At 70.5% G+C, this 18557-nt stretch carries 19 protein-coding genes; 10 read left to right on the forward strand and 9 right to left on the reverse strand.

Going from position 1 to position 18557, the window contains the following annotated elements:
- Position 1 precedes the first annotated feature (1 nt).
- Together ACIQVL_RS42255 and ACIQVL_RS42260 are read left to right on the forward strand one after the other, a co-directional pair.
- Positions 2–1252, forward strand: coding sequence for an alpha-L-fucosidase (locus ACIQVL_RS42255; protein ID WP_403478128.1), 1251 nt, complete (start codon positions 2–4; stop codon positions 1250–1252).
- A gap of 191 nt (positions 1253–1443) precedes the next feature.
- Positions 1444–2313 carry a sulfotransferase family protein gene (locus tag ACIQVL_RS42260; protein ID WP_403440439.1) on the forward strand — a complete coding sequence of 290 codons (870 nt, stop codon included), beginning with the start codon at positions 1444–1446 and terminating at the stop codon, positions 2311–2313.
- A 25-nt stretch (positions 2314–2338) separates the two neighbouring features.
- Here the strand turns inward: ACIQVL_RS42260 and ACIQVL_RS42265 are convergent, their stop codons facing one another.
- Together ACIQVL_RS42265 and ACIQVL_RS42270 are read right to left on the reverse strand one after the other, a co-directional pair.
- Positions 2339–4018: a carbohydrate binding domain-containing protein gene (locus ACIQVL_RS42265; RefSeq protein WP_403440441.1), complete on the reverse strand. Its 1680-nt coding sequence runs from the start codon at positions 4016–4018 to the stop codon at positions 2339–2341.
- Between the two features lie 191 nt (positions 4019–4209).
- Complete coding sequence (locus ACIQVL_RS42270; protein ID WP_403440444.1) at positions 4210–5331, reverse strand: ATP-grasp domain-containing protein; 1122 nt, start codon at positions 5329–5331, stop codon at positions 4210–4212.
- A gap of 321 nt (positions 5332–5652) precedes the next feature.
- On the opposite strand from ACIQVL_RS42270, the gene ACIQVL_RS42275 reads away from it, so the two are divergent.
- Together ACIQVL_RS42275 and ACIQVL_RS42280 are read left to right on the forward strand one after the other, a co-directional pair.
- On the forward strand, positions 5653–6558 hold the full coding sequence (locus ACIQVL_RS42275; protein WP_403440447.1) for a metallophosphoesterase family protein: 906 nt from the start codon (positions 5653–5655) through the stop codon (positions 6556–6558).
- Positions 6506–7186 (forward strand): 4'-phosphopantetheinyl transferase, encoded by a 681-nt coding sequence (locus ACIQVL_RS42280; protein WP_403440450.1) that lies wholly within the window; start codon positions 6506–6508, stop codon positions 7184–7186. Before ACIQVL_RS42275 ends, ACIQVL_RS42280 begins: the two co-directional genes overlap by 53 nt.
- Before the next feature lie 15 nt (positions 7187–7201).
- Here ACIQVL_RS42280 and ACIQVL_RS42285 read toward each other — a convergent pair whose 3' ends face one another.
- From ACIQVL_RS42285 to ACIQVL_RS42295, 3 genes are all read right to left on the reverse strand, one after another.
- Entirely contained in the window at positions 7202–7429 is a 228-nt protein-coding gene (locus tag ACIQVL_RS42285) for a hypothetical protein (protein WP_403440561.1), read from the reverse strand.
- A gap of 158 nt (positions 7430–7587) precedes the next feature.
- Positions 7588–8151, reverse strand: a complete 564-nt coding sequence (locus ACIQVL_RS42290) for a toxin-antitoxin system, toxin component (protein WP_403440563.1) — start codon at positions 8149–8151, stop codon at positions 7588–7590.
- Between the two features lie 46 nt (positions 8152–8197).
- Complete coding sequence (locus ACIQVL_RS42295; RefSeq protein WP_403440452.1) at positions 8198–8854, reverse strand: helix-turn-helix domain-containing protein; 657 nt, start codon at positions 8852–8854, stop codon at positions 8198–8200.
- 250 nt (positions 8855–9104) lie between these two features.
- Between ACIQVL_RS42295 and ACIQVL_RS42300 the strand changes: the two genes are divergently transcribed.
- Positions 9105–9773, forward strand: a complete 669-nt coding sequence (locus ACIQVL_RS42300) for a hypothetical protein (RefSeq protein WP_403478129.1) — start codon at positions 9105–9107, stop codon at positions 9771–9773.
- 86 nt (positions 9774–9859) lie between these two features.
- Here ACIQVL_RS42300 and ACIQVL_RS42305 read toward each other — a convergent pair whose 3' ends face one another.
- Both ACIQVL_RS42305 and ACIQVL_RS42310 read right to left on the reverse strand, forming a co-directional pair.
- Entirely contained in the window at positions 9860–10639 is a 780-nt protein-coding gene (locus ACIQVL_RS42305; protein ID WP_403478130.1) for a cache domain-containing protein, read from the reverse strand.
- A 38-nt stretch (positions 10640–10677) separates the two neighbouring features.
- The gene (locus ACIQVL_RS42310) at positions 10678–11418 is read right to left on the reverse strand and encodes a FadR/GntR family transcriptional regulator (RefSeq protein WP_403440458.1); all 741 of its coding nucleotides are present in this window, start codon (positions 11416–11418) and stop codon (positions 10678–10680) included.
- A gap of 123 nt (positions 11419–11541) precedes the next feature.
- Here ACIQVL_RS42310 and ACIQVL_RS42315 point away from each other — a divergent pair, with 123 nt between their 5' ends.
- From ACIQVL_RS42315 to ACIQVL_RS42330, 4 genes are all read left to right on the forward strand, one after another.
- A complete protein-coding gene (locus ACIQVL_RS42315; protein ID WP_403440461.1) occupies positions 11542–12582 on the forward strand; it encodes an ABC transporter ATP-binding protein in 1041 nt (346 codons plus the stop codon).
- Between the two features lie 74 nt (positions 12583–12656).
- Positions 12657–13847, forward strand: coding sequence for an ABC transporter substrate-binding protein (locus ACIQVL_RS42320; protein WP_403478131.1), 1191 nt, complete (start codon positions 12657–12659; stop codon positions 13845–13847).
- Positions 13848–13850: 3 nt separating this feature from the next.
- On the forward strand, positions 13851–14714 hold the full coding sequence (locus ACIQVL_RS42325; RefSeq protein WP_403440466.1) for an ABC transporter permease: 864 nt from the start codon (positions 13851–13853) through the stop codon (positions 14712–14714).
- Between the two features lie 29 nt (positions 14715–14743).
- Positions 14744–15559 carry an ABC transporter permease gene (locus ACIQVL_RS42330; protein ID WP_403440565.1) on the forward strand — a complete coding sequence of 272 codons (816 nt, stop codon included), beginning with the start codon at positions 14744–14746 and terminating at the stop codon, positions 15557–15559.
- Positions 15560–15794: 235 nt separating this feature from the next.
- Here the strand turns inward: ACIQVL_RS42330 and ACIQVL_RS42335 are convergent, their stop codons facing one another.
- Positions 15795–16394, reverse strand: a complete 600-nt coding sequence (locus ACIQVL_RS42335) for a TetR/AcrR family transcriptional regulator (RefSeq protein WP_403440469.1) — start codon at positions 16392–16394, stop codon at positions 15795–15797.
- Positions 16395–16491: 97 nt separating this feature from the next.
- Here ACIQVL_RS42335 and ACIQVL_RS42340 point away from each other — a divergent pair, with 97 nt between their 5' ends.
- Complete coding sequence (locus ACIQVL_RS42340; protein ID WP_403478132.1) at positions 16492–17655, forward strand: epoxide hydrolase family protein; 1164 nt, start codon at positions 16492–16494, stop codon at positions 17653–17655.
- An 85-nt stretch (positions 17656–17740) separates the two neighbouring features.
- Here the strand turns inward: ACIQVL_RS42340 and ACIQVL_RS42345 are convergent, their stop codons facing one another.
- Positions 17741–18484, reverse strand: coding sequence for an SDR family oxidoreductase (locus ACIQVL_RS42345; protein ID WP_403440474.1), 744 nt, complete (start codon positions 18482–18484; stop codon positions 17741–17743).
- Positions 18485–18557: the final 73 nt, after the last annotated feature.

Genomic DNA, 18557 nt, shown 5'->3' on the forward strand with positions numbered 1-18557 from the left:
GATGGCCATGCAACCCTGGTTCACCGACGCCAAGCTGGGGATCTTCGTGCACTGGGGCATCTACGCCGTGGACGGGGTCCAGGAGTCCTGGTCCTTCTACGACGACATCGTGCCGCACGACCAGTACATGTCCCAGCTGGGCCGCTTCACCGGCGCCAAGTACGACCCGAAGGCGTGGGCGGACCTGTTCGCCCGCGCCGGCGCCCGGTACGCCGTGCTCACCAGCCGTCACCACGACGGTGTGGCCCTCTGGGACACGGAGTACGGCGACCTCAACCTCGGCAAGGACTACCTCGGCCCCTACGCCGAGGCCCTGCGCGAGAAGGGTCTCAAGGTCGGCCTCTACTACTCGCACTCCGACTGGAACCACCCCGACTACGCCTCCACCCGCAAGCCGGGCCGGCCGCCGGAGCTGGAGGACAACCGCTACTCCGAGGTGGCCGCCGAGCACGAGGACCTGGCCGCCTGGGAACGCTTCATCGCCTACCGGGACGGCCAGATGACGGAGCTGGCCTCCCGCTTCCGGCCGGACCTGATGTGGTTCGACGGGGAGTGGGACCGCAGCGAGGAGCAGTGGCGGATCCCCGAACTCGCCGCGCTGATCCGCTCCTACGTCCCGCACGTCGTCTTCAACGCGCGGATGCTCGGCGAAGGGGACTACGCGACCCCGGAGCAGGGTGCCCCCGTCGTGCCGCCGGACGGTCCGTGGGAGCTGTGCCTCACGATCAACGACTCGTGGGGATACCAGCACCACGACCACAACCACAAGTCCCTCACCCAGCTGATCCGCTACTTCACCGAGACCATCGGGGGCGGCGGCAACCTGCTCCTCGACGTCGGTCCCATGGAGGACGGCACCATCCCGCAGCCGCAGGTGGAGCGCCTGGAGGGGCTGGGGGAGTGGATCTGCAGGCACGCGGAGGCGGTCTACGGGACCGGGCGCGGCCTGCCGGCCGGGCACCACTACGGCCCGAGCACCCTCTCCGCCGACCGGCGCACCCTCTACCTCACCCTGTTCGACGTCCCGCGCGCCGAGATCGGCGTCCGGGGCCTGGCGAGCGGGGTGAACAGGGTCACCGTCCTCGGCACCGGCACCGAGCTCGGCCACCGGGTGACCGGCGGGCTGCACGAGGCGGTCGGCGTGCTGTGGATCGACCCGCCGGCCGCGGCCGACCTCGACCCGTACGCCACCGTGCTCGCCGTCGAACTGGACGGGGAGCTGGCGCTGTACCGCGGATCCGGGCGGTTCTGACCCGTTTCGGGCTATAAGTCTGGATTTCTTATATGAAGAATTAAGAGAAGGGTAAGTAGGCTGGTCACGGCGGCTTTTCGGGTCGCCGTGAACCTGCCGGTTTCCCTCCTGGACACCTTGAGTTCGCCTGACACCCCTGGGATGCGGGACGGCAGGGACGACAGAAAGGCATCACCGTGCGAGACCCGCGAATGTCAGCGATCGCCAAGGGGCTGAAGCGCCGGGGCCGGCTCATGGCGCAGGCGGTGAGCCCGCCGCGCAAGACCCTGGACGCCATCCCCACCCAGCCCGCGGTCAAGCCGGTCACCGAGGCCTACGTGGCCCCACGTGCCCCGCGCCTGGTGGAGAAGCCCGTCTTCGTGCTGTCCTCGGTGCGCTCCGGCTCCACGCTGCTGCGGGTCCTGCTCAACAGCCACAGCCGTATCCGCGCCCCGCACGAGATGCACCTGCGCACGGTCCACGTCCGCATGTCGCGGGACTTCACGGCCGACGCCATGGCGGAACTCGCCCTGGACAAGGACGAGCTGGAGCACGTCCTGTGGGACCGGGTGCTGCACCTCGAACTCAGCCGCAGCGGCAAGGACGTCATCGTCGACAAGACCCCGCCGAACACCCTCATCTGGCCACGGCTGCACCGATGTTGGCCCGACGCCCGGTTCGTCCTGCTGCTGCGCCACCCCGGCGCGGTCATCCAGTCCCTGATCAGCCGCCGCGCCGAACCGGATCTCAGCCAGATCCACGGCGAGGTCCTCGGCTACGCCGAGAAGCTGGAGGAGGCCCGGCAGCAGCTCCCCGACGCCCATGTGATCACGTACGAGGACCTGACCTCCGAGCCGGAGCAGGTCACCCGCGGCCTGTGCGCGTACCTCGGCGTCCCCTGGGAGAGCGGGATGCTCGACTACGGCACCCAGGACCACGGCACCTTCCGGCCCAAGCTCGGCGACTGGAGCAACGAGATCAAGTCCGGTCGCATCCAGGCCGCCCGCCAGGCCGACCCCACCGCCGAGCTCCCGCCCCGCCTCGCGGAGATAGCGAAGGCGTGGGGGTACCCGGTCGGATAGCCCCCACGCCGCTGATCCCGGTCGCTCAGCCGGTGAAGCCGGCCGTGATCGAGGTGAACTGCCAGTCGCTCTGGCTGATCCCGGAGCAGTTGCTCACCACGCCGCCGCCCGCGCAGCCGCGGTCCCGGTTCGCCGCCCAGAAGGCGAGCCGGGCGATGTGGTGCGAGTTCCCCCAGTCGCGGATCTGCGTCCAGATCGCCGGAGTGGTGTTCTCCTGCTGGTCGGACAGTCCGTTCATGCCGGAGATCCCGATGTGCGCGTACGCCGTCGCGTCGTCCCAGCCGAACGTGGACTTCAGCTTGGTCTTCAGCCCCTCGGCCGCGGCCACGGTGTTGCCGTACATGTCGGAGCCGCCGCCGAAGTCGAACGGCATGATCGTGAAGACGTCGATGTCGGCGCCGATCGACTGGGCCTGCTCGATGAGCCGGTTGCCGTAGTACGTCGGACCGGTGGTGGACGTCCCGAAGGTGACGATCGTCTTCAGGCCGGCGTTGTTGGCCTTGACCGTCTTCAGGGCGGTCAGGATTTTTGCCTGCACGGCCTCGTTCTCGAACTCGTCCGTGTTCTCGATGTCCATGTCCACGGACTTGAGACCGTAGGCGTCGATCACCTTCTGGATCGCCCCGGCCAGCGCGCTCGCCGAGGAGCAGTTGGCGCCGAGCTTGCTGCCCTGCCAGCCGCCGAACGACGGGGTGACGTCACCGCCGGCCGCCCGGATCTGGTTGACCGCGGTCTGGTCGGCGCCGCCGGTCAGCGCCCGGCTGCCGTCCCAGGCCGGGGTGCAGCCGCCCGAGTCGAGGACGAAGGCCATGGTGAAGTTCTTGATGCCGGTCGCGTTCATCACGGTCGTCGGGTTCGGCGGGTCGCCCCAGCCCTCGTAGAGGTAGGGCGCGGCCTGCTTGAAGCCGGTCCCGCCGCCGCTGCCGGCGCTCGTCGTCACCGACACGGAGTTGGAGGCCGCCGACACGTTCCCGGCCGCGTCCCGCGCCTTCACCGTGAACGTGTACGCCGTACTGGCCGACAGTCCGCTCACCGTGGCGGAGGTCCCCGAGACGCTCGTCGCCAGGGTCGATCCGCGGTAGACGTCGTACGCCGCCACCCCGACGTTGTCGGTCGCGGCCGACCACGACAGGGACACGCTCGACGAGGTCTTCCCGGTGGAGGTCAGGTTCGTCGGCGCGGTGGGCGCCTGGGTGTCCGAGCTGCCGCCGGGCCCGTCGAGGCTGATGTCGTCGGCGTAGTACGTCCCCTGGGCGTACCACCCGTGGACGTAGATCTGGGCGCTGGTCTGCGAGGCCCCGGTGGTGAAGGAGACCGTCAGCTGGCTGTACTGGGACGCCGAGGTGGTCCAGGTCGACGCCCCGCCGGTCACCCCGAGGTAGACGTACGAGCCGCGGACCCAGCCGCTGAGCGAGTACGTCGTGTTGGGCTGCACGGCGACGGTCTGCGTGCACTGCGCGTTGTCACTGGCGCTCGCGGCACCCGCGAGTGCCTTCGAGCCGCCGTGCACGGGCGAGGACACGACGGAGCCGAGGTTCCCGGAGCAGGACCACGGCGACAGACTCCCCGACTCGAAGCCGGGGTTGGACAGGACGTTGGCCGCCTGCGCGGTGCCGGGCAGCGCGATGGCCCCGGCGAGCGCGAGAGCGGCGGACCCGAGCAGGGCGAGTATCCGACGTCTGGAACGTCTGAGCGAGTTGCGCACGCGATCTCCCTGAAGGAATGGGGGTGTTCGGGAGTTGCACGAAGGTGCAGGGGGGTGCGCAACCAAGTTGGTATGGACCAATCCACGTGTCAAGGAGACGGACGTGAATTGGTCCATACCGGTGAGGTGAATTACGTAGGGGCGCGGGGACTGCGCGAGCAACCACGAAGGCGCCGCACCCGGCCGACAACCTAGAGCGGCAACACCGCAGCCGCAGCGTCAACCGACTCCACTTCCACGGGCAACGCCGGCGCCAGCACCACGTCGGCGTCCTCCCGCTGCACGGGAACCGACGGCAGTACAGGCTTCGGCCCGGACACCACCGCGTAGTCCTGCCCCAGGAACGGCGGCTCGATCACCCCGGGGTCCTCGCCCAGCGCCAACTGCACGGCCGCCCACGGCGCGTTGATCCCGCAGAGCGACAGCTGGTGCAGCCCGCCCGCCGGCCGCGTGTTGACGTCGAGCAGCACCGGCTGGTCGCCGTACATCCGGAACTGGATGTTGGACAGGTAGTGCAGCCCGAAGCCCTCGGCGATGATCCGCGCCGGCTTCAGCCACTGGTCGTCGAGGGTGAACCCGCGCCGGCGGCCCTTCTTGGTGCGGCCCACGGCCAGCCGGACCTGGTTGTCGGGCCCGGTGAGGCAATCGACGGACACCTCCGGCTCCTCCAGACGCGGCATCACCAGCCAGTCCACCGGCTGGTCCGCGCGGCGCAGCGCGTCCACGACCAGGTCGAACTGGACGTACGGCCCGGGGAACCCGTTGAGGTGAAAGAGCGAGAAGGGGGCGCGCGTGATCACGCGGAAACCCACGCCACCCGCACCAGCGGCCGGCTTGAAGCAGGCCTTGTGCCCACCGGCCTCCAACTCCTCGACGGCGGCGACCAGTTCGTCCGCCGTGCGGACCCGCGACCACGGCGGCACCGGGACGCCCACCGAGCTCACCGCCTCGTACGCGGTCGCCTTGTCCTCGAAGACGGCGGTCGCCTCCGGCGTCGGCGCCAGCAGGGCCGTACCGATCGCCTCGAAGTCGCTCCGGTGGGCCACGATGGCCGACTGGTGCAGCCGGGGCACGAAGACATCGATGCCACGGCGCTGGCACTGGTCGAGGGCGTACTCGACGTAGCCGGCCGGGGACAGGCCCGCAGGCTCCAGGTCGGCGGTGTCGGCGGCGGCCAGCACGGGGGAGTCGGCGTCACCGTGCGTCGCATGGATCTCGACCGCCCGGTCGCTGGGATTTCTCCGCAGCTGATCCATGAAGAACACGTTCTCCGCGTACGTGCGGTTGAGCCAGACGCGTACGCGAGAGCGCATTAATGCCGCCTTTCGGGGTTTTCGGGCAGGGCTCAGCGGGCCCGTGCCCGGGCAGGGTGGTTGGAGGGACACCAAACCGCCCTGGGCGAAGGGAAGTTCGTGGCGGTGGTGTTGGGGGGATCATACGGCTTTCAAGGGGCCCCGCGTGCAACGCGAGTGTTACGGATTTCCCCGTGCTGTCCACGCGCGTTTTCCTGCACCGTCCGCGCCGGTTTCCTTGACGGCCCGAAACCCGGCGCCGCGCCCGGCCGGGCGCTCTTGTTCCCGGCACCCGAAATGTGTTGTGGTGGGTGCCGACGACATGATCGGAAGGGGTACGGGGTGGAGTCCACGGCCGGTGCCGGGCAGCTGCTGGCCATCAGCGACCTGCACATCTCGTACCCGGAGAACCGCGAGCTCGTCGAGAAGATGCGTCCGGAGTCGGACGAGGACTGGCTGATCGTGGCCGGTGACGTCGCGGAGACCGTCGCGGACATCCGCTGGGTGCTGGAGACCTTCGCCGGCCGCTTCCGCAAGGTGCTGTGGGCGCCCGGCAACCACGACCTGTGGACCCACCCCAAGGACCCGGTCACGCTGCGCGGAGTCGCCCGCTACGAGCACCTCGTCGGCCTCTGCCGGGAGCTGGGCGTGGTCACCCCCGAGGACCCGTACCCGGTCTGGGAGGGCCCCGGCGGCCCGGTCGCCGTGGCACCGCTCTTCCTGCTGTACGACTACTCCTTCCTGCCGGCCGGCTGCGCCACCAAGGAGGAGGGCCTCGCCTACGCGCACGGCACCGGCATCGTCTGCAACGACGAGTACCTGCTGCACCCCGACCCCTATCCGACCCGCGAGGACTGGTGCCGGGCCCGGGTCGAGGAGACCGAACGTCGGCTCGCCGAACTGCCGGAGGAGCTGCCGACCGTGCTGGCCGGGCACTACCCGCTGGACCGGCACCCCACCGACGTGCTCTGGTACCCGGAGTTCGCCATGTGGTGCGGCACCACCCGCACCGCCGACTGGCACCGCCGGTTCCGTGTCACCACCATGGTCTACGGTCATCTGCACATCCCCCGGACCACCTGGCTCGACGGGGTCCGCTTCGAAGAGGTCTCCGTGGGATATCCCCGCGAGTGGCGCAAGCGTTCCGGAGACCCGGGCCGGCTGCGCCGCATTCTGCCGATGGAGGTCGGAACCGGTGATCGAGGAGCTGCTCCCGGAGTCGGTGGTGGCCGTGGAGATGCTCGGTGACGAAGCGATCCGCGAGGCCCCGCTCTACCCCGAGGAGGCGGCGCTGGTCGCCCGGGCCGTGCCCAAGCGCCGCCGCGAGTTCGCCGCCGTGCGCGCCTGCGCCCGCGATGCCATGGAGAAGCTGGGAGTCCCGCCGCAGCCCGTGGTGAGCGGCGAGCGGGGCGCCCCGCGCTGGCCGGACGGGCTGGTCGGCAGCATGACCCACTGCGAGGGGTACTGCGCCGCCGCGCTGGTCCGCGCCACCGACCTGGCCGCCCTCGGCATCGACGCCGAACCGCACGCCGCGCTCCCCGAGGGGGTCGGCGAGGCCGTGCTGCTGCCCGCGGAGCGGCAGCGGCTCGCCGTGCTCGCGGCCGACCGGCCCGGCGTGCACTGGGACCGGCTGCTGTTCAGCGCCAAGGAATCCGTCTACAAGGCGTGGTTCCCCCTCACCGGGAAGTGGCTGGACTTCACGGAGGCCGACATAGAGCTCGTCCCGGAGCCCGGTGAACGGCCGCACGGCATCCTGCGCGCCCGCCTCCTGGTCCCCGGTCCGGAGGTCGGCGGGCGGCGGCTGCAGGTCTTCGAGGGCCGCTGGAGCGTGGGGCACGGCATGCTGACCTCGGCCGTGGTCGTGCCGCACCCCTGACGCGCCGCGCCCGGCTCAGGTGGGTGGGCACCAGTCGTGCAGCAGCCGGAAGAACGCCTCCTCGTTGCCGGCCAGTCCGGCTCCGGTCAGTGCCTGCTCGGCCTCGGCGAGCACGGCCGGCGGCACCACGAACGGGCGCGGGGCGTCGGGCGGGCCGTCGAAGGCCGCGCGCACGGTGTGCAGCAGCCGCAGATAGGCCTGGACGGCGGCGCGTTCACGGTCGGTCAGTACGGCGGTGTGCATCGGTCGGCTCTCCCCGTCGGTCGTCGTGGTCACGCGCCCGGACGGCGCGGGCTCACCGGGTGTGCGGTGCGCACCCCCCAGCTTGCCGGTCACCACTGACAACGCCGTCCGGCCACACCCCGGTTCGCCCACTCAGCGGACGTGCGGCCGGGCCGGACTCACTTCCCCAGGTAGCCCAGCGACGCCTCGATGCGGCCCGCCACGTCGTGCCGCCGTACCGGCCCGCGCAGCGCCGAACCCGCGAGCCAGGTGCGGCACTTGCTGGCCAGCAGCAGCCCGAAGGTCTCCGCGTCCCGTTCCTCGGCGCGGTCGAAGCGGGTACGGGCGGCCACCCGCTGGACGGCGGCCTGGAGCGCGGCCTGGTCCGCCTCGGTGCCCGCGTCGGTGCCGGTGCCGGTGGCAGTGCCGAGGAGCCGCGCGGCCACCCCGACCCCGTCCACGTCATGGCCGCAGTGCTCGGCGTGCATGTGCCACAGCTCGTGACCGAGGATCACCAACTGGTGGTCGGGAACGGTGCGTTCCTCGACGACGACCAGGTCGCGGTCGGCCAGGTCCAGCCACAGCCCGCTGGCCGTGCCGGGCGGGAAGACGGCCGTACGGAACTGGACGGGGCGGCCGCGGCGGCGGCCCAGCGCGTCGCACAGCGCCCGGTACAGTTCCTGCGGCGGCGCGGGCGTGGGCAGGGTGAGTCCCCCGACCAGCTCACCGCTCAGCCGGCGCATGTCCCTGCCGATGCCCACTTTCCTCCCTCGGGTCACGACTCTCGGCTCACGACTCGGGCCGCTTGACGCTTTCCAGGAGCATGTCCAGCCACTCCGCGACCTTGTCCCGGTGCTGGTCGGTGGGAAGCTGGGCGGCCCGCCAGGCGATGCCGCGCACCCCGTGGTCCTGCAGCAGCCGCTCCAGCGGGTCCTCGGCGGCCTCTGCCGCGGCCCGCTCCCGGTCGGCCAGCTTCTGCAGCAGCTCCTGCTCCACCCGCTGCAGGGCGCCGGCGAGGGCCTCGGGATCCTCGGCCGTGAGGAATCCCGCGTGCACGCGGAAGTAGCGCTGCAGGGCGTCGCAGTGCTCCATGGTCGGCCGCCGGTCACCGTTGATGAGGGCGCCCGCCTGCTGCCGGGACATGCCGGCGCCGTCGGCGATCTCCTGCTGGGTGTGCTTGCGGCCGTTCGGCTTGAGCCGGGTGCGGCGCAGCAGGTCCAGGCGTTGCAGGAAGCGGGCCTGGACGTCGGGCTCGCCCGCCGGGCGGCCGGTCAGCAGGGCCCGGACCACGGGCTCAGGAACACCGCAGGCGTGCGATAGCCGTCCGACGTGGAGGACCTCGGCGTGCGGGACGCCGAGCCGGTCGGCGAGTGCGGAGACGCGGGCGACGGCGGCCGGCAGCTGGGCGGTCGCCGTGGCGCCCGGATCCTCGTAGCCATCCGTCACCGACAGAACTCCTACGTCTCTCAGGGGAATCAGGGGCTTCTCACAAGCTGCGCCGTGAACGTCCCGGCACCCGCACGACCCCCCGGAGATTAGCGGGTCGTTCGAACTCACATCCAGGTCTCGCCACAACTGTGGCCAATTTCGGACGTCAACAGGCATGAAATGCCACGATAGTTGACATGACTCAGGGTGGGGCAGCAGGATCACATCGCCGCGAGAAGGCCGCATAGGCAAGAGGGGTGACCTCCCGATGGCATATCAGGCAGGTGGGCGGCGGCCGGCGCCGCGCCCCGTCCCCGAAGGCCTTGAGGCCCAGGCGTACCTCCAGGACTACGCGCTCCTGCTGGACTCCGTCCCCTTCCCGTCGCTGGTGGTGGACCACCGCTGGGACGTGGTGCTGGCCAACGGCGCGTTCGAGACACTTTTCCGGGCGGTCGCCCCGCATCCCACCGCGATGCCCGGGGACAACTTCCTGCGTTTCGTCCTGTTCCACCCGGATGCCGGAACGGTTCTCGGCGCCCACGAGGCGGGCTGGTGCCTGCCGCTGCTGGCGCAGTTCAAAACCGCCCTGGAGCGGTACGGCCACGACCACGAACTCCAGGCGGTCCGCCGGGAGATCGCCCAGGACCCCATCATGGAGGCCGCCTTCCGGCAGGGCCTGCCGCACTGGCTGCGCGCGGTCGGCGAGGACGGCGCGCAGCTCGACGGAGCCGTCCGGCCGCTGCTGCACCCGGACCCGCTGCTGGGCGCCACCGAGTGCCGGGTCGTCGGCGAAACCCCCAAGACCCTCCAGGACATGGGCTACGCGCGTTACACCCTGGTGCTGCGCGCCGTCCCCCGCCCCCCCGCCCCGCGCCGCTCCCGGCGGCCCGGCGGGCTGGGCGCCCATCTCGCCGTCGTCCCGGCCCCCGAAGGCTGACCCGGCACCGTCGGCGTTCAGGTCGCCGACGGCGCCGGGCCGGACGCCGGCGAGGTCCCGCCCCGGCCCCGTCGTCTCAGCCCGTCTCAGCCGCCCGCCACCACCAGCACCAGCGGCACGCCCCGGCACGGCACCAGCCGCAGCCCGCCGGACGTTCCCGGCCGCCCGCTCTCCAGGACCGCCGCGAAGTCCGGCCCCCTGTCCAGCGAACCGGCCAGCCGGGCCGGGTCCGCCGAGGCCGCCACCCGGCCGCGGGCGTTGACCAGCCGCGCGGGTCCCGACAGCTCGCGCAGCAGCGGCAGCGCGGCGGTCTCGAAGTGCCGCAGGTACACGTCCGCCGCGGCCACGCCCAGGAACCGGCCGCCGACCTCCACCGGCGCGGACAGCGTGAGGCTGTACTCGTCCGAGCAGAGGTAGTCGACGTACGGCCCGGCCACCGCCCGCCGCCCGGTCTCCCGGGGCAGCGCGAACCAGTCCCAGTGCGTGTAGTCGGAGTACGCCGAGGTGCGCGGGTCCAGGTCGAGGAGGAGCGGCCGTACGTCCCCGTAGGCGTCGCTCTGCCACCACTCCAGCCACGCCGGGACGTCGGCCAGCACGCCGGGCGCGGCCACGAACCCGACACCGGAGACCAGCTCCTGCCGGGCCAGCCGCAGATGGAGTCCGGGGCGGAGCGCGGCCAGGTCAGCGGTCACCGGCCGGCGGCCCTCGGCGGCCACCCGGGCCAGCAGCGCGGCCGTGTCGGCGCGGGTCGCCGCGACGGCGTCGAACACCGCCTCCAGGGCGTGACCGACCCGTGCGGCCACGTACTCCTCGGCGGCGTCGAGCGTGGCCGCCGCCGGACCGGAGGGGACGGTGCCGCGGCTCATGGTGCCCTCCGGCGGACGGGGGAGCGGGCGCGGCGCGGCTACAGGGCCAGCCGCAGGGCGATGAGCCGTGCCGTCGAGTCCCGTACGCACCGCTCGGCCAGCTCCCTGGCCGATGTGTGCGCCCCATCCTGCACGGCCGAGATTACGGACCGGTGACGGTCCGCCACCTCTTCACGATATTCGTCGTCGCCCAGCACAAGGCAGAGCAGCGCCCCGATCTCCGTCTGCAGCGCCACCTGTTCGCGGGTGAGCCGGGCCGACTGGGCGGCGGCGGCCAGCTCCACGTGGAAGCGGCCGTACACCCGGCTGCGCGCCGCCGCGTCCGGCGCCCCGCGCAGTTCCTCGGTGGTCCGGCGGAGCTGGTCGAGGTCGTGGTCCTCGGTGCGCTGCGCGGCGAGGTCGGCGGCGGTGCCGGACAGAGCGGCCCAGTGGTCGCCGAGGTCGCGCAGCTCCTCGGGGCTCCAGCCGCGCAGCCGCGCCAGGAGCCGCTCCCGGTCGGGCACTTCGGGGGAGGAGACGAAGCTGCCGCCGCCCCGGCCCCGGCGGGTGACCACCAACCCCTGCTGGCGCAGCGCCATCAGCGCCTCCCGCAGGGTCACCGTGGACACCCCGAGCTGTCCGGCCAGTTCGGTCTCGCCCGGCAGCTGCTCGCCGTCCGAGAGCAGGCCGAGCTCGATGGCGTCGCCGATCCGGCGGACCACGGCGTCGACCCGGGCCCCGCCGTCCACGGGGGCGAAGACGGCCTTTCGGGCGCCGCCCGCCGTCTGGTGCTGTCTCACGGCCCACCACCCTATGCGTTGACCCAACCTTTACCTCGGAAGGGTCTTGAGCTGTGAACTATGACTTCATATCTTTCCGGTCACCAGGTGCAACGCACGAGAACGGCAGAGAGGTTCCCGCCCATGGAGGCCAGCGCGATCCGGTTGCGGGATCTGCGGAAGTCGTTCGGCGACACGAGCGCCGTGTCCGGCGTCGACCTGGAGATCCACGACGGCGAGTTCTTCTCCATGCTCGGCCCGTCCGGCTCCGGCAAGACCACCGTGCTCCGCCTGATCGCCGGCTTCGAGACCCCCACCTCGGGCACGATCGAACTCGCCGGGCAGGACGTCACCCGCCGCGCCCCCTTCGAACGCGACGTGCACACCGTCTTCCAGGACTACGCCCTGTTCCCGCACATGAGCGTCGAACAGAACGTCGCCTACTCCCTCAAGGTCCGCGGCGTCCCCAAGGCCGAACGCCTGGTCCGCGCCCGCAAGGCCCTCACCGAGGTCCGCCTCGACGGCTACGGCACCCGCCGCCCCTCCCAGCTCTCCGGCGGCCAGCGCCAGCGCGTCGCCCTCGCCCGCGCCCTCGTCGGACGCCCCCGCGTCCTGCTCCTCGACGAACCCCTCGGCGCCCTCGACCTCAAACTGCGCGAGCAGATGCAGATCGAACTCAAGGCCCTGCAACGCGAGGTCGGCATCACCTTCGTCTTCGTCACCCACGACCAGGAGGAGGCCCTGACCATGAGCGACCGCGTCGCCGTCTTCCACCAGGGCCGCATCGAACAGGTCGGCACCCCCGCCGAGATCTACGAACGCCCCGAGACCCGGTTCGTCGCCTCCTTCGTCGGCACCTCCAACCTGCTCACCGGCGAGACCGCCCTGCGCGTGCTCGGCGAGAGCGGCACCCACAGCGTCCGCCCGGAGAAGATCCGGGTCCTCGACGACGGCGCCGAGACCGCCGACCCGGATGCGGAAGGGCACGTCAGCGCCCTCGGCACCGTCGCCGAGGTGGTCTACCTCGGCGACGCCACCCGCTTCCTCGTCGACCTGGACGGCGGCGGCCGGCTCACCGCGCTCCAGCAGAACCTCGACACCTCCGCCGAGGACGTCACCGCCTACCGCGGCACCCGCGTCCGGCTGCGCTGGCAGCGCCGGCACACCGTCCACGTCCCCGACTGACCCGCCGCCCCTCACCGCGACCGCCCCGCCGTCCCCACGTCCGGATCCGCCGTTCCTCACGTATGGAGTACGCCGTGCGCCTCACCCGACCTCTCACCGCGACCGCGGTCGCCGCGCTGCTGCTGGCCGCCACCGCCTGCGGCTCCTCCGGCTCCGGCACCTCGACCGGCCTCAACCCGCCCGACCTCAAACCCCTCGCCAAGCTGGGCAAGTCCGAGGGCGAGGTCAACCTGATCGCCTGGGCCGGCTACGTCGAGGACGGCTCCGACGACCCCAAGGTCGACTGGGTCACCGACTTCGAGAAGCAGACCGGCTGCCAGGTCAACTCCAAGGTCGCCGCCAGCTCCGACGAGATGGTCAAACTGATGAAGACCGGCCAGTACGACGCCGTCTCCGCCTCCGGCGACGCCTCCCTGCGCCTGATCGCCTCCGGCGACGCGGCCCCCGTCAACACCAAGCTCGTACCGAACTACAAGGACGTCTTCAGCGGCCTGAAGAACGGCGCCTGGAACTCCGTGAAGGGCCAGATGTACGGCATCCCGCACGGCCGCGGCGCCAACCTGCTGATGTACAACACCCAGAAGGTCAGCCCCGCGCCCACCTCCTGGTCGGCCGTCTTCGACGACGCCGGCAAGTACAAGGGCCACGTCACCGCCTACGACTCGCCGATCTACATCGCCGACGCGGCCCTCTACCTCAAGGCCACCAAGCCCGAGCTGAAGATCAAGGACCCCTACGCGCTCGACCAGAAGCAGTTCGACGCGGCCGTCGCCCTGCTCAAGCAGCAGAACGCGGACATCGGCGAGTACTGGAGCGACTACCTCAAGGAGATCTCCGCCTTCAAGAGCGGCGACTCCGTCATCGGCACCAGCTGGCAGGTCATCGCCAACCTGGCCGCCGGCGAGGGCGCCAAGGTGAAGGCCTTCGTGCCCAAGGAGGGTTCCACCGGCTGGTCCGACACCTGGATGGTCTCCGCCAAGGCCAAACACCCCGACTGCGCCTACCAGTGGCTGAACTGGATCGTCTCCCCGAAGGTCAACGCCGAGGTCGCCGAGTACTTCGGCGAGGCCCCCGCCAATGCCAAGGCCTGCGCCCTGACCAGCGACAAGAGCTTCTGCACCACCTACCACGCGGCCGACGAGAGCTACTGGAAGAACATCGCCTTCTGGAACACGCCCATCGAGCAGTGCCTGGACGGCCGCACCGACGTCAAGTGCGTGCCGTACGCCAAGTGGGTGCAGGCCTGGACCGAGATCAAGGGCTGACCCATGGCCCTGCTCACCCGGACCGCGGGGGCGCTGCACCGGCGCCCCCGGCTCCGCCTCGCCCTGCTGCTGACCGCCCCGCTGCTCTGGCTGGCCGTGCTCTACCTCGGCTCGCTGGCCGTGCTGTTCGTCTCCGCCTTCTGGACGACGGACTCCTTCACCTCCGAGGTCGTCAAGGTCTGGTCGGCCGACAACTTCCACGAGCTGTTCACGACCCCGGTGTTCCGGCAGGTGATCCTGCGCAGCGTCGGCGTCGCCCTCGCAGTGACCGTCCTGTGCGCGGTGCTCGCCTTCCCGGTCGCCTTCTACACCGCCCGGCTCGCCAAGCCGAGCCGGCGCCCGCTGCTCGTCGTCGCCATCCTCACGCCGCTGTGGGCGAGTTACCTGGTCAAGGTGTACGCCTGGCGGCTGATCCTGTCCGAGGGCGGCCTCGCCGACTGGCTGCTCAAACCCTTCGGGCTCAGCGGGCCCGGCTTCGGACTGCCGGCCACCGTGCTCACCCTGACCTACCTGTGGCTGCCGTACATGATCCTGCCCATCCACACGGCGCTGGAGCAGCTGCCCGACAACCTCCTCGACGCGTCGGCCGACCTGGGCGCCCGCGCCGGGCGGACCTTCCGCTCGGTGGTGCTCCCGATGGTGCTGCCGTCGGTCGCCGCCGGATCCGTCTTCACCTTCTCGCTCAGCCTCGGCGACTACATCACCGTGCAGATCGTCGGCGGCAAGACCCAGCTCATCGGCAACCTCGTCTACGCCAACATCGAACTCAACCTGCCCATGGCCGCCGCGCTCGCCACCGTCCCGGTCGTCGTCATCGTGCTGTATCTGCTGGCGATGCGGCGGACGGGGGCGTTGAGCAGCCTCTGACACCCAGGGTGCTATGTCACATGTCACACATGACACTCTCCCGGCCCGCCCGGATCGCTCTCCGCGCCGCCGCCGCCCTCGGCTTCGCCGTCATCTACGTCCCTCTCCTCCTCGTCCTCGTCAACTCCCTGAACCCGGACCGCAGTGCGAGCTGGCCGCCGCCCGGCCTGACCACCCGCTGGTGGTCGGCCGCCTGGCGCAGCTCCGGTGCCCGCGAGGCCCTGTGGACCTCGGTGAAGGCCGGGCTCGGCGCCACCGCGATCGCCCTGGTGCTCGGCACGCTGATCGCCTTCGCGGTCGCCCGGTACCGCTTCTTCGGCCGGGACGCGCTCTCCTTCGTGGTCGTGCTGCCGATCGCGCTGCCCGGCATCGTCACCGGCATCGCCCTCAACTCGGCGTTCAGCACGGTCCTGGAGCCGCTCGGCGTCGGACTCGGCCTGTTCACCGTGGTGGTCGGTCACGCCACCTTCTGCGTGGTGATCGTCTTCAACAACGTCGTCGCCCGGCTGCGCCGTACCTCCGGCAGCTACGAGGAAGCCGCCGCCGACCTGGGCGCCGACACCTTCCGCGCGTTCGCCGACGTCACCTTCCCGCTGGTGCGTTCGGCGCTGCTCGCGGGCGGGCTGCTCGCCTTCGCGCTCTCCTTCGACGAGATCGTGGTCACCACCTTCACCGCCGGGCCGGGCGTCCAGACCCTGCCCCTGTGGATCTTCGACAACATGACCCGCCCGCAGCAGGCTCCGGTGGTGAACGTGGTGGCGGCGGTGCTGGTCCTGCTGTCCGTCGTCCCGATCTACGTCGCGCAACGGCTCTCGGCGGACACGGCGACCGGCAGCCGCGTTTGAGGGGGCAACGAGCGAGTCTCCTACCGTTCCGTCTCAGCCAGTCTCGGTGCGCGGATGAACGTCGCGTAATTCTCTGACCTCAGCGAGCGCGTTCCTGGCTGAGCGGCAGACACCCTCGACCAGAGATCTTCAACCGTGCGGGTTACTTCGGGCCGTGACGGGATGGTGCACAGCCGGGTGGTGGTGCCTCGTGGCCGACTGTCGGTGATCCGCGGCTCCGCTCGAGTGTCGCGGGTCAGGGCTGGGCGCCCACGAGAGCGATGGCGCGTGTCTCGGGGACTCCCAGCATCAGCAGGCTCGTGATCGTCGCTGCTCGGGCGCCGATGGTCCCGTTCGACAGGTCGCTGTCCGCGATGGCGAACACGACGCCGTAGGCGACCTGGCTCAGAATGTCCGCCGGCAGGTGTTGTGCGAACACGTCGCCGTCCTGGCCCCGTTTCACCAGGTCGGCGAGGAGGTCGTCGACCGGACCCAGCAGGCCGTGGATCGTCTCGCCGTACTCGCCACGGCGCAGCGCCAGCAGCACCCGGTACCGGTGCGCCACCGGCCAGAGACGGGCGATGAATTCGACCCACGTCGCGTCCGCTTCCGCGCCGGAGGCGTTGACTTCGGTGAGCACGGCTGTCATCTCGGTGACGGCCCGTTCCGTCAGTGTCCGGACCAGGTCGAGGCGCGAGGGGAAGTGGTCATAGACCGTGCGACGGACGACGCCGGCAGCGGAGGCGATGTCGCCCATTCCGGCGTCGGGGTTCTCTCCCAGCACCTGGAGGGCGACGTCGAGGATGCGATCGCGTGTCTCCATCATCGAGCGCACGCGGGAGGACTCGGTGGGCACGGCCCCAGTATTGCACACGGGTGTACAGTGAGATTGACTGTACAACAGTGTGCAGCGAAGAGCTGCGCTTCGAAGCTCGGGAGAAGTGAAGAACGCGATGACCGCACCGACGCCGCCGACCTCGGCCCTCGTTCGCCCGTTCACCGTCTCGATCCCGGAATCGGAGATCGACGACGTCAAGCAGCGACTGGCCAGAACTCGGTGGCCGGATCCGGAAACGGTGGGCGACTGGTCGCAGGGGGTTCGCGTGGAGAACGCCAGGTCTCTGGTCGAATACTGGGAGCGCGGCTACGACTGGCGGCGCTTCGAGTCCGAGCTCAATCGCTTCCCGCAGTTCCTGACCGAGATTGACGGGCTGGACATCCACTTCATCCACGTCAGGTCCAGGAATCCCCACGCGATGCCGCTGATACTCACGCATGGATGGCCGGGCTCGATCGTCGAGTTCCTGAAGCTGATCGGCCCGCTGACCGATCCGGTCGCGTTCGGAGGGGATGCCGCCGACTCGTTCGACGTCGTCGTCCCGTCGCTCCCCGGGTTCGGGTTCTCGCAGAAGCCTACGGAGACCGGGTGGACCGTCTCGCGCATCGCGAGCGCGTGGGCGGAGCTGATGAAGCGTCTCGGCTACACGAAATGGGCCGCACAGGGCGGCGATTGGGGTGCCGTCGTCACCACCGCCCTCGGCGCCATGCGACCTGAGGGGCTTGTCGGAATTCATCTGAACACCCAGTACGCCTTTCCCGCACAGATACCCGACACCTTGTCGCCCGAGCAGCGCTACGCCGTGGAGACCCTCGCCCTCTACACCGGCGATCTCGGTGGGTCGAACCACCTTCAGGGCACGAAACCGGAGACCGTCGGATTCGCCCTGGCGGACTCTCCCGCCGGCCAGGCAGCCTGGATCTACGAGAAGTTCCAGTCCAAGACCGACAACCACGGGCTCGCCGAGGACGCTCTCGGCATCGACGACATGCTCGACGCGATATCCCTCTACTGGTTCACCAACAGCGCGGCGTCGTCCGGCCGCATCTATTGGGAGAACAAATCGCTCACTTTCGCTGGCCCGAAGGTGACGCTTCCGGTCGCGGTGACCGTCTTCCCGAGGGACATCCCACGCGTGCCACGTAGCTGGATCGAAGACACCTACAGCAATCTGATCCACTACGGCGAGGCCGACAAGGGCGGGCACTTCGCGGCCCTGGAACAGCCCGACATCCTGGTCAGCGAAATCCGCACCGGCCTGCGCACCCTTCGTTCCTGACACCGACGCGCGAGCGCAGCGGGTGCCAAACTGAGTCTTCCCACGTGTTGCCCGTCGGGCTGGATCAGGGTCGCGGTCAGGGCACCTAGAGTTGCGAAGCCCCTCCGTCGACGGGGAACTCCGTTCCCGTAGAGAAGGTCGCGCCGAACGCCAAGTAGGCCACCGCTGCGGCCACTTCCTCGGACCTTCCCAGCCGCTGCATGGGGATGGTGCTCCGGTAGGTGTCCTTCATGGTCTCGGCGACGTCGGCGGGCAGGGAGCGGTCCAGGATGCCGGAGTCGATCGGGCCGGGGCTCACGGCGTTGACGCGCACCTTGCGCGGCAGCAACTCGCGGGCCAGGGTGCGCGTCATCGACCGCAGGGCCGCCTTGCTCGCCGAGTAGACACTGAGCGCGTCGAGGCCCAGGACGTTCACCACCGACGTGGTGAGGACCACGCCGCTTCCCTCGCGCAAGAGCGGCGCCAGCGCCTGGACCGTGAAGTACGGGCCCTTGGTGTTGATGCCGAACACCGCGTCGTACATCTCCTCCGTCGTCGCGTCGAACGGCGCGGAGGCAGTGACGGCGGCGTTGACGAACAGCGCGTCCACGGCGCCGAAGTGCTCCCTGACCGTGTCGGCCAGTGCCTCGATGTCCTTCAGGTCGGCGGCGTCGCTGGGCACGGCGACCGCCTTGTCCCCCAGCTGCTCCAGCGCGGCGTCGAGGGTGGACCGGGTGCGGCCGGTGATCAGTACGTGCGCCCCGCCGTCCGCGAACAACCGGGCCGTCGTCAGGCCGATACCGCTGCTTCCACCCGTGATCACGATCTTCTTGCCGTCATAAGTGCTCATGCCCTCAAGCCAAATATCCACCCGTACTCCCTGTCCAAGACCTGTTCCGTATGCCGCCATGCCCCAGGCGTAT

It is taken from the genome of Streptomyces sp. NPDC090499 (assembly GCF_044769305.1).
GTDB lineage: Bacteria > Actinomycetota > Actinomycetes > Streptomycetales > Streptomycetaceae > Streptomyces.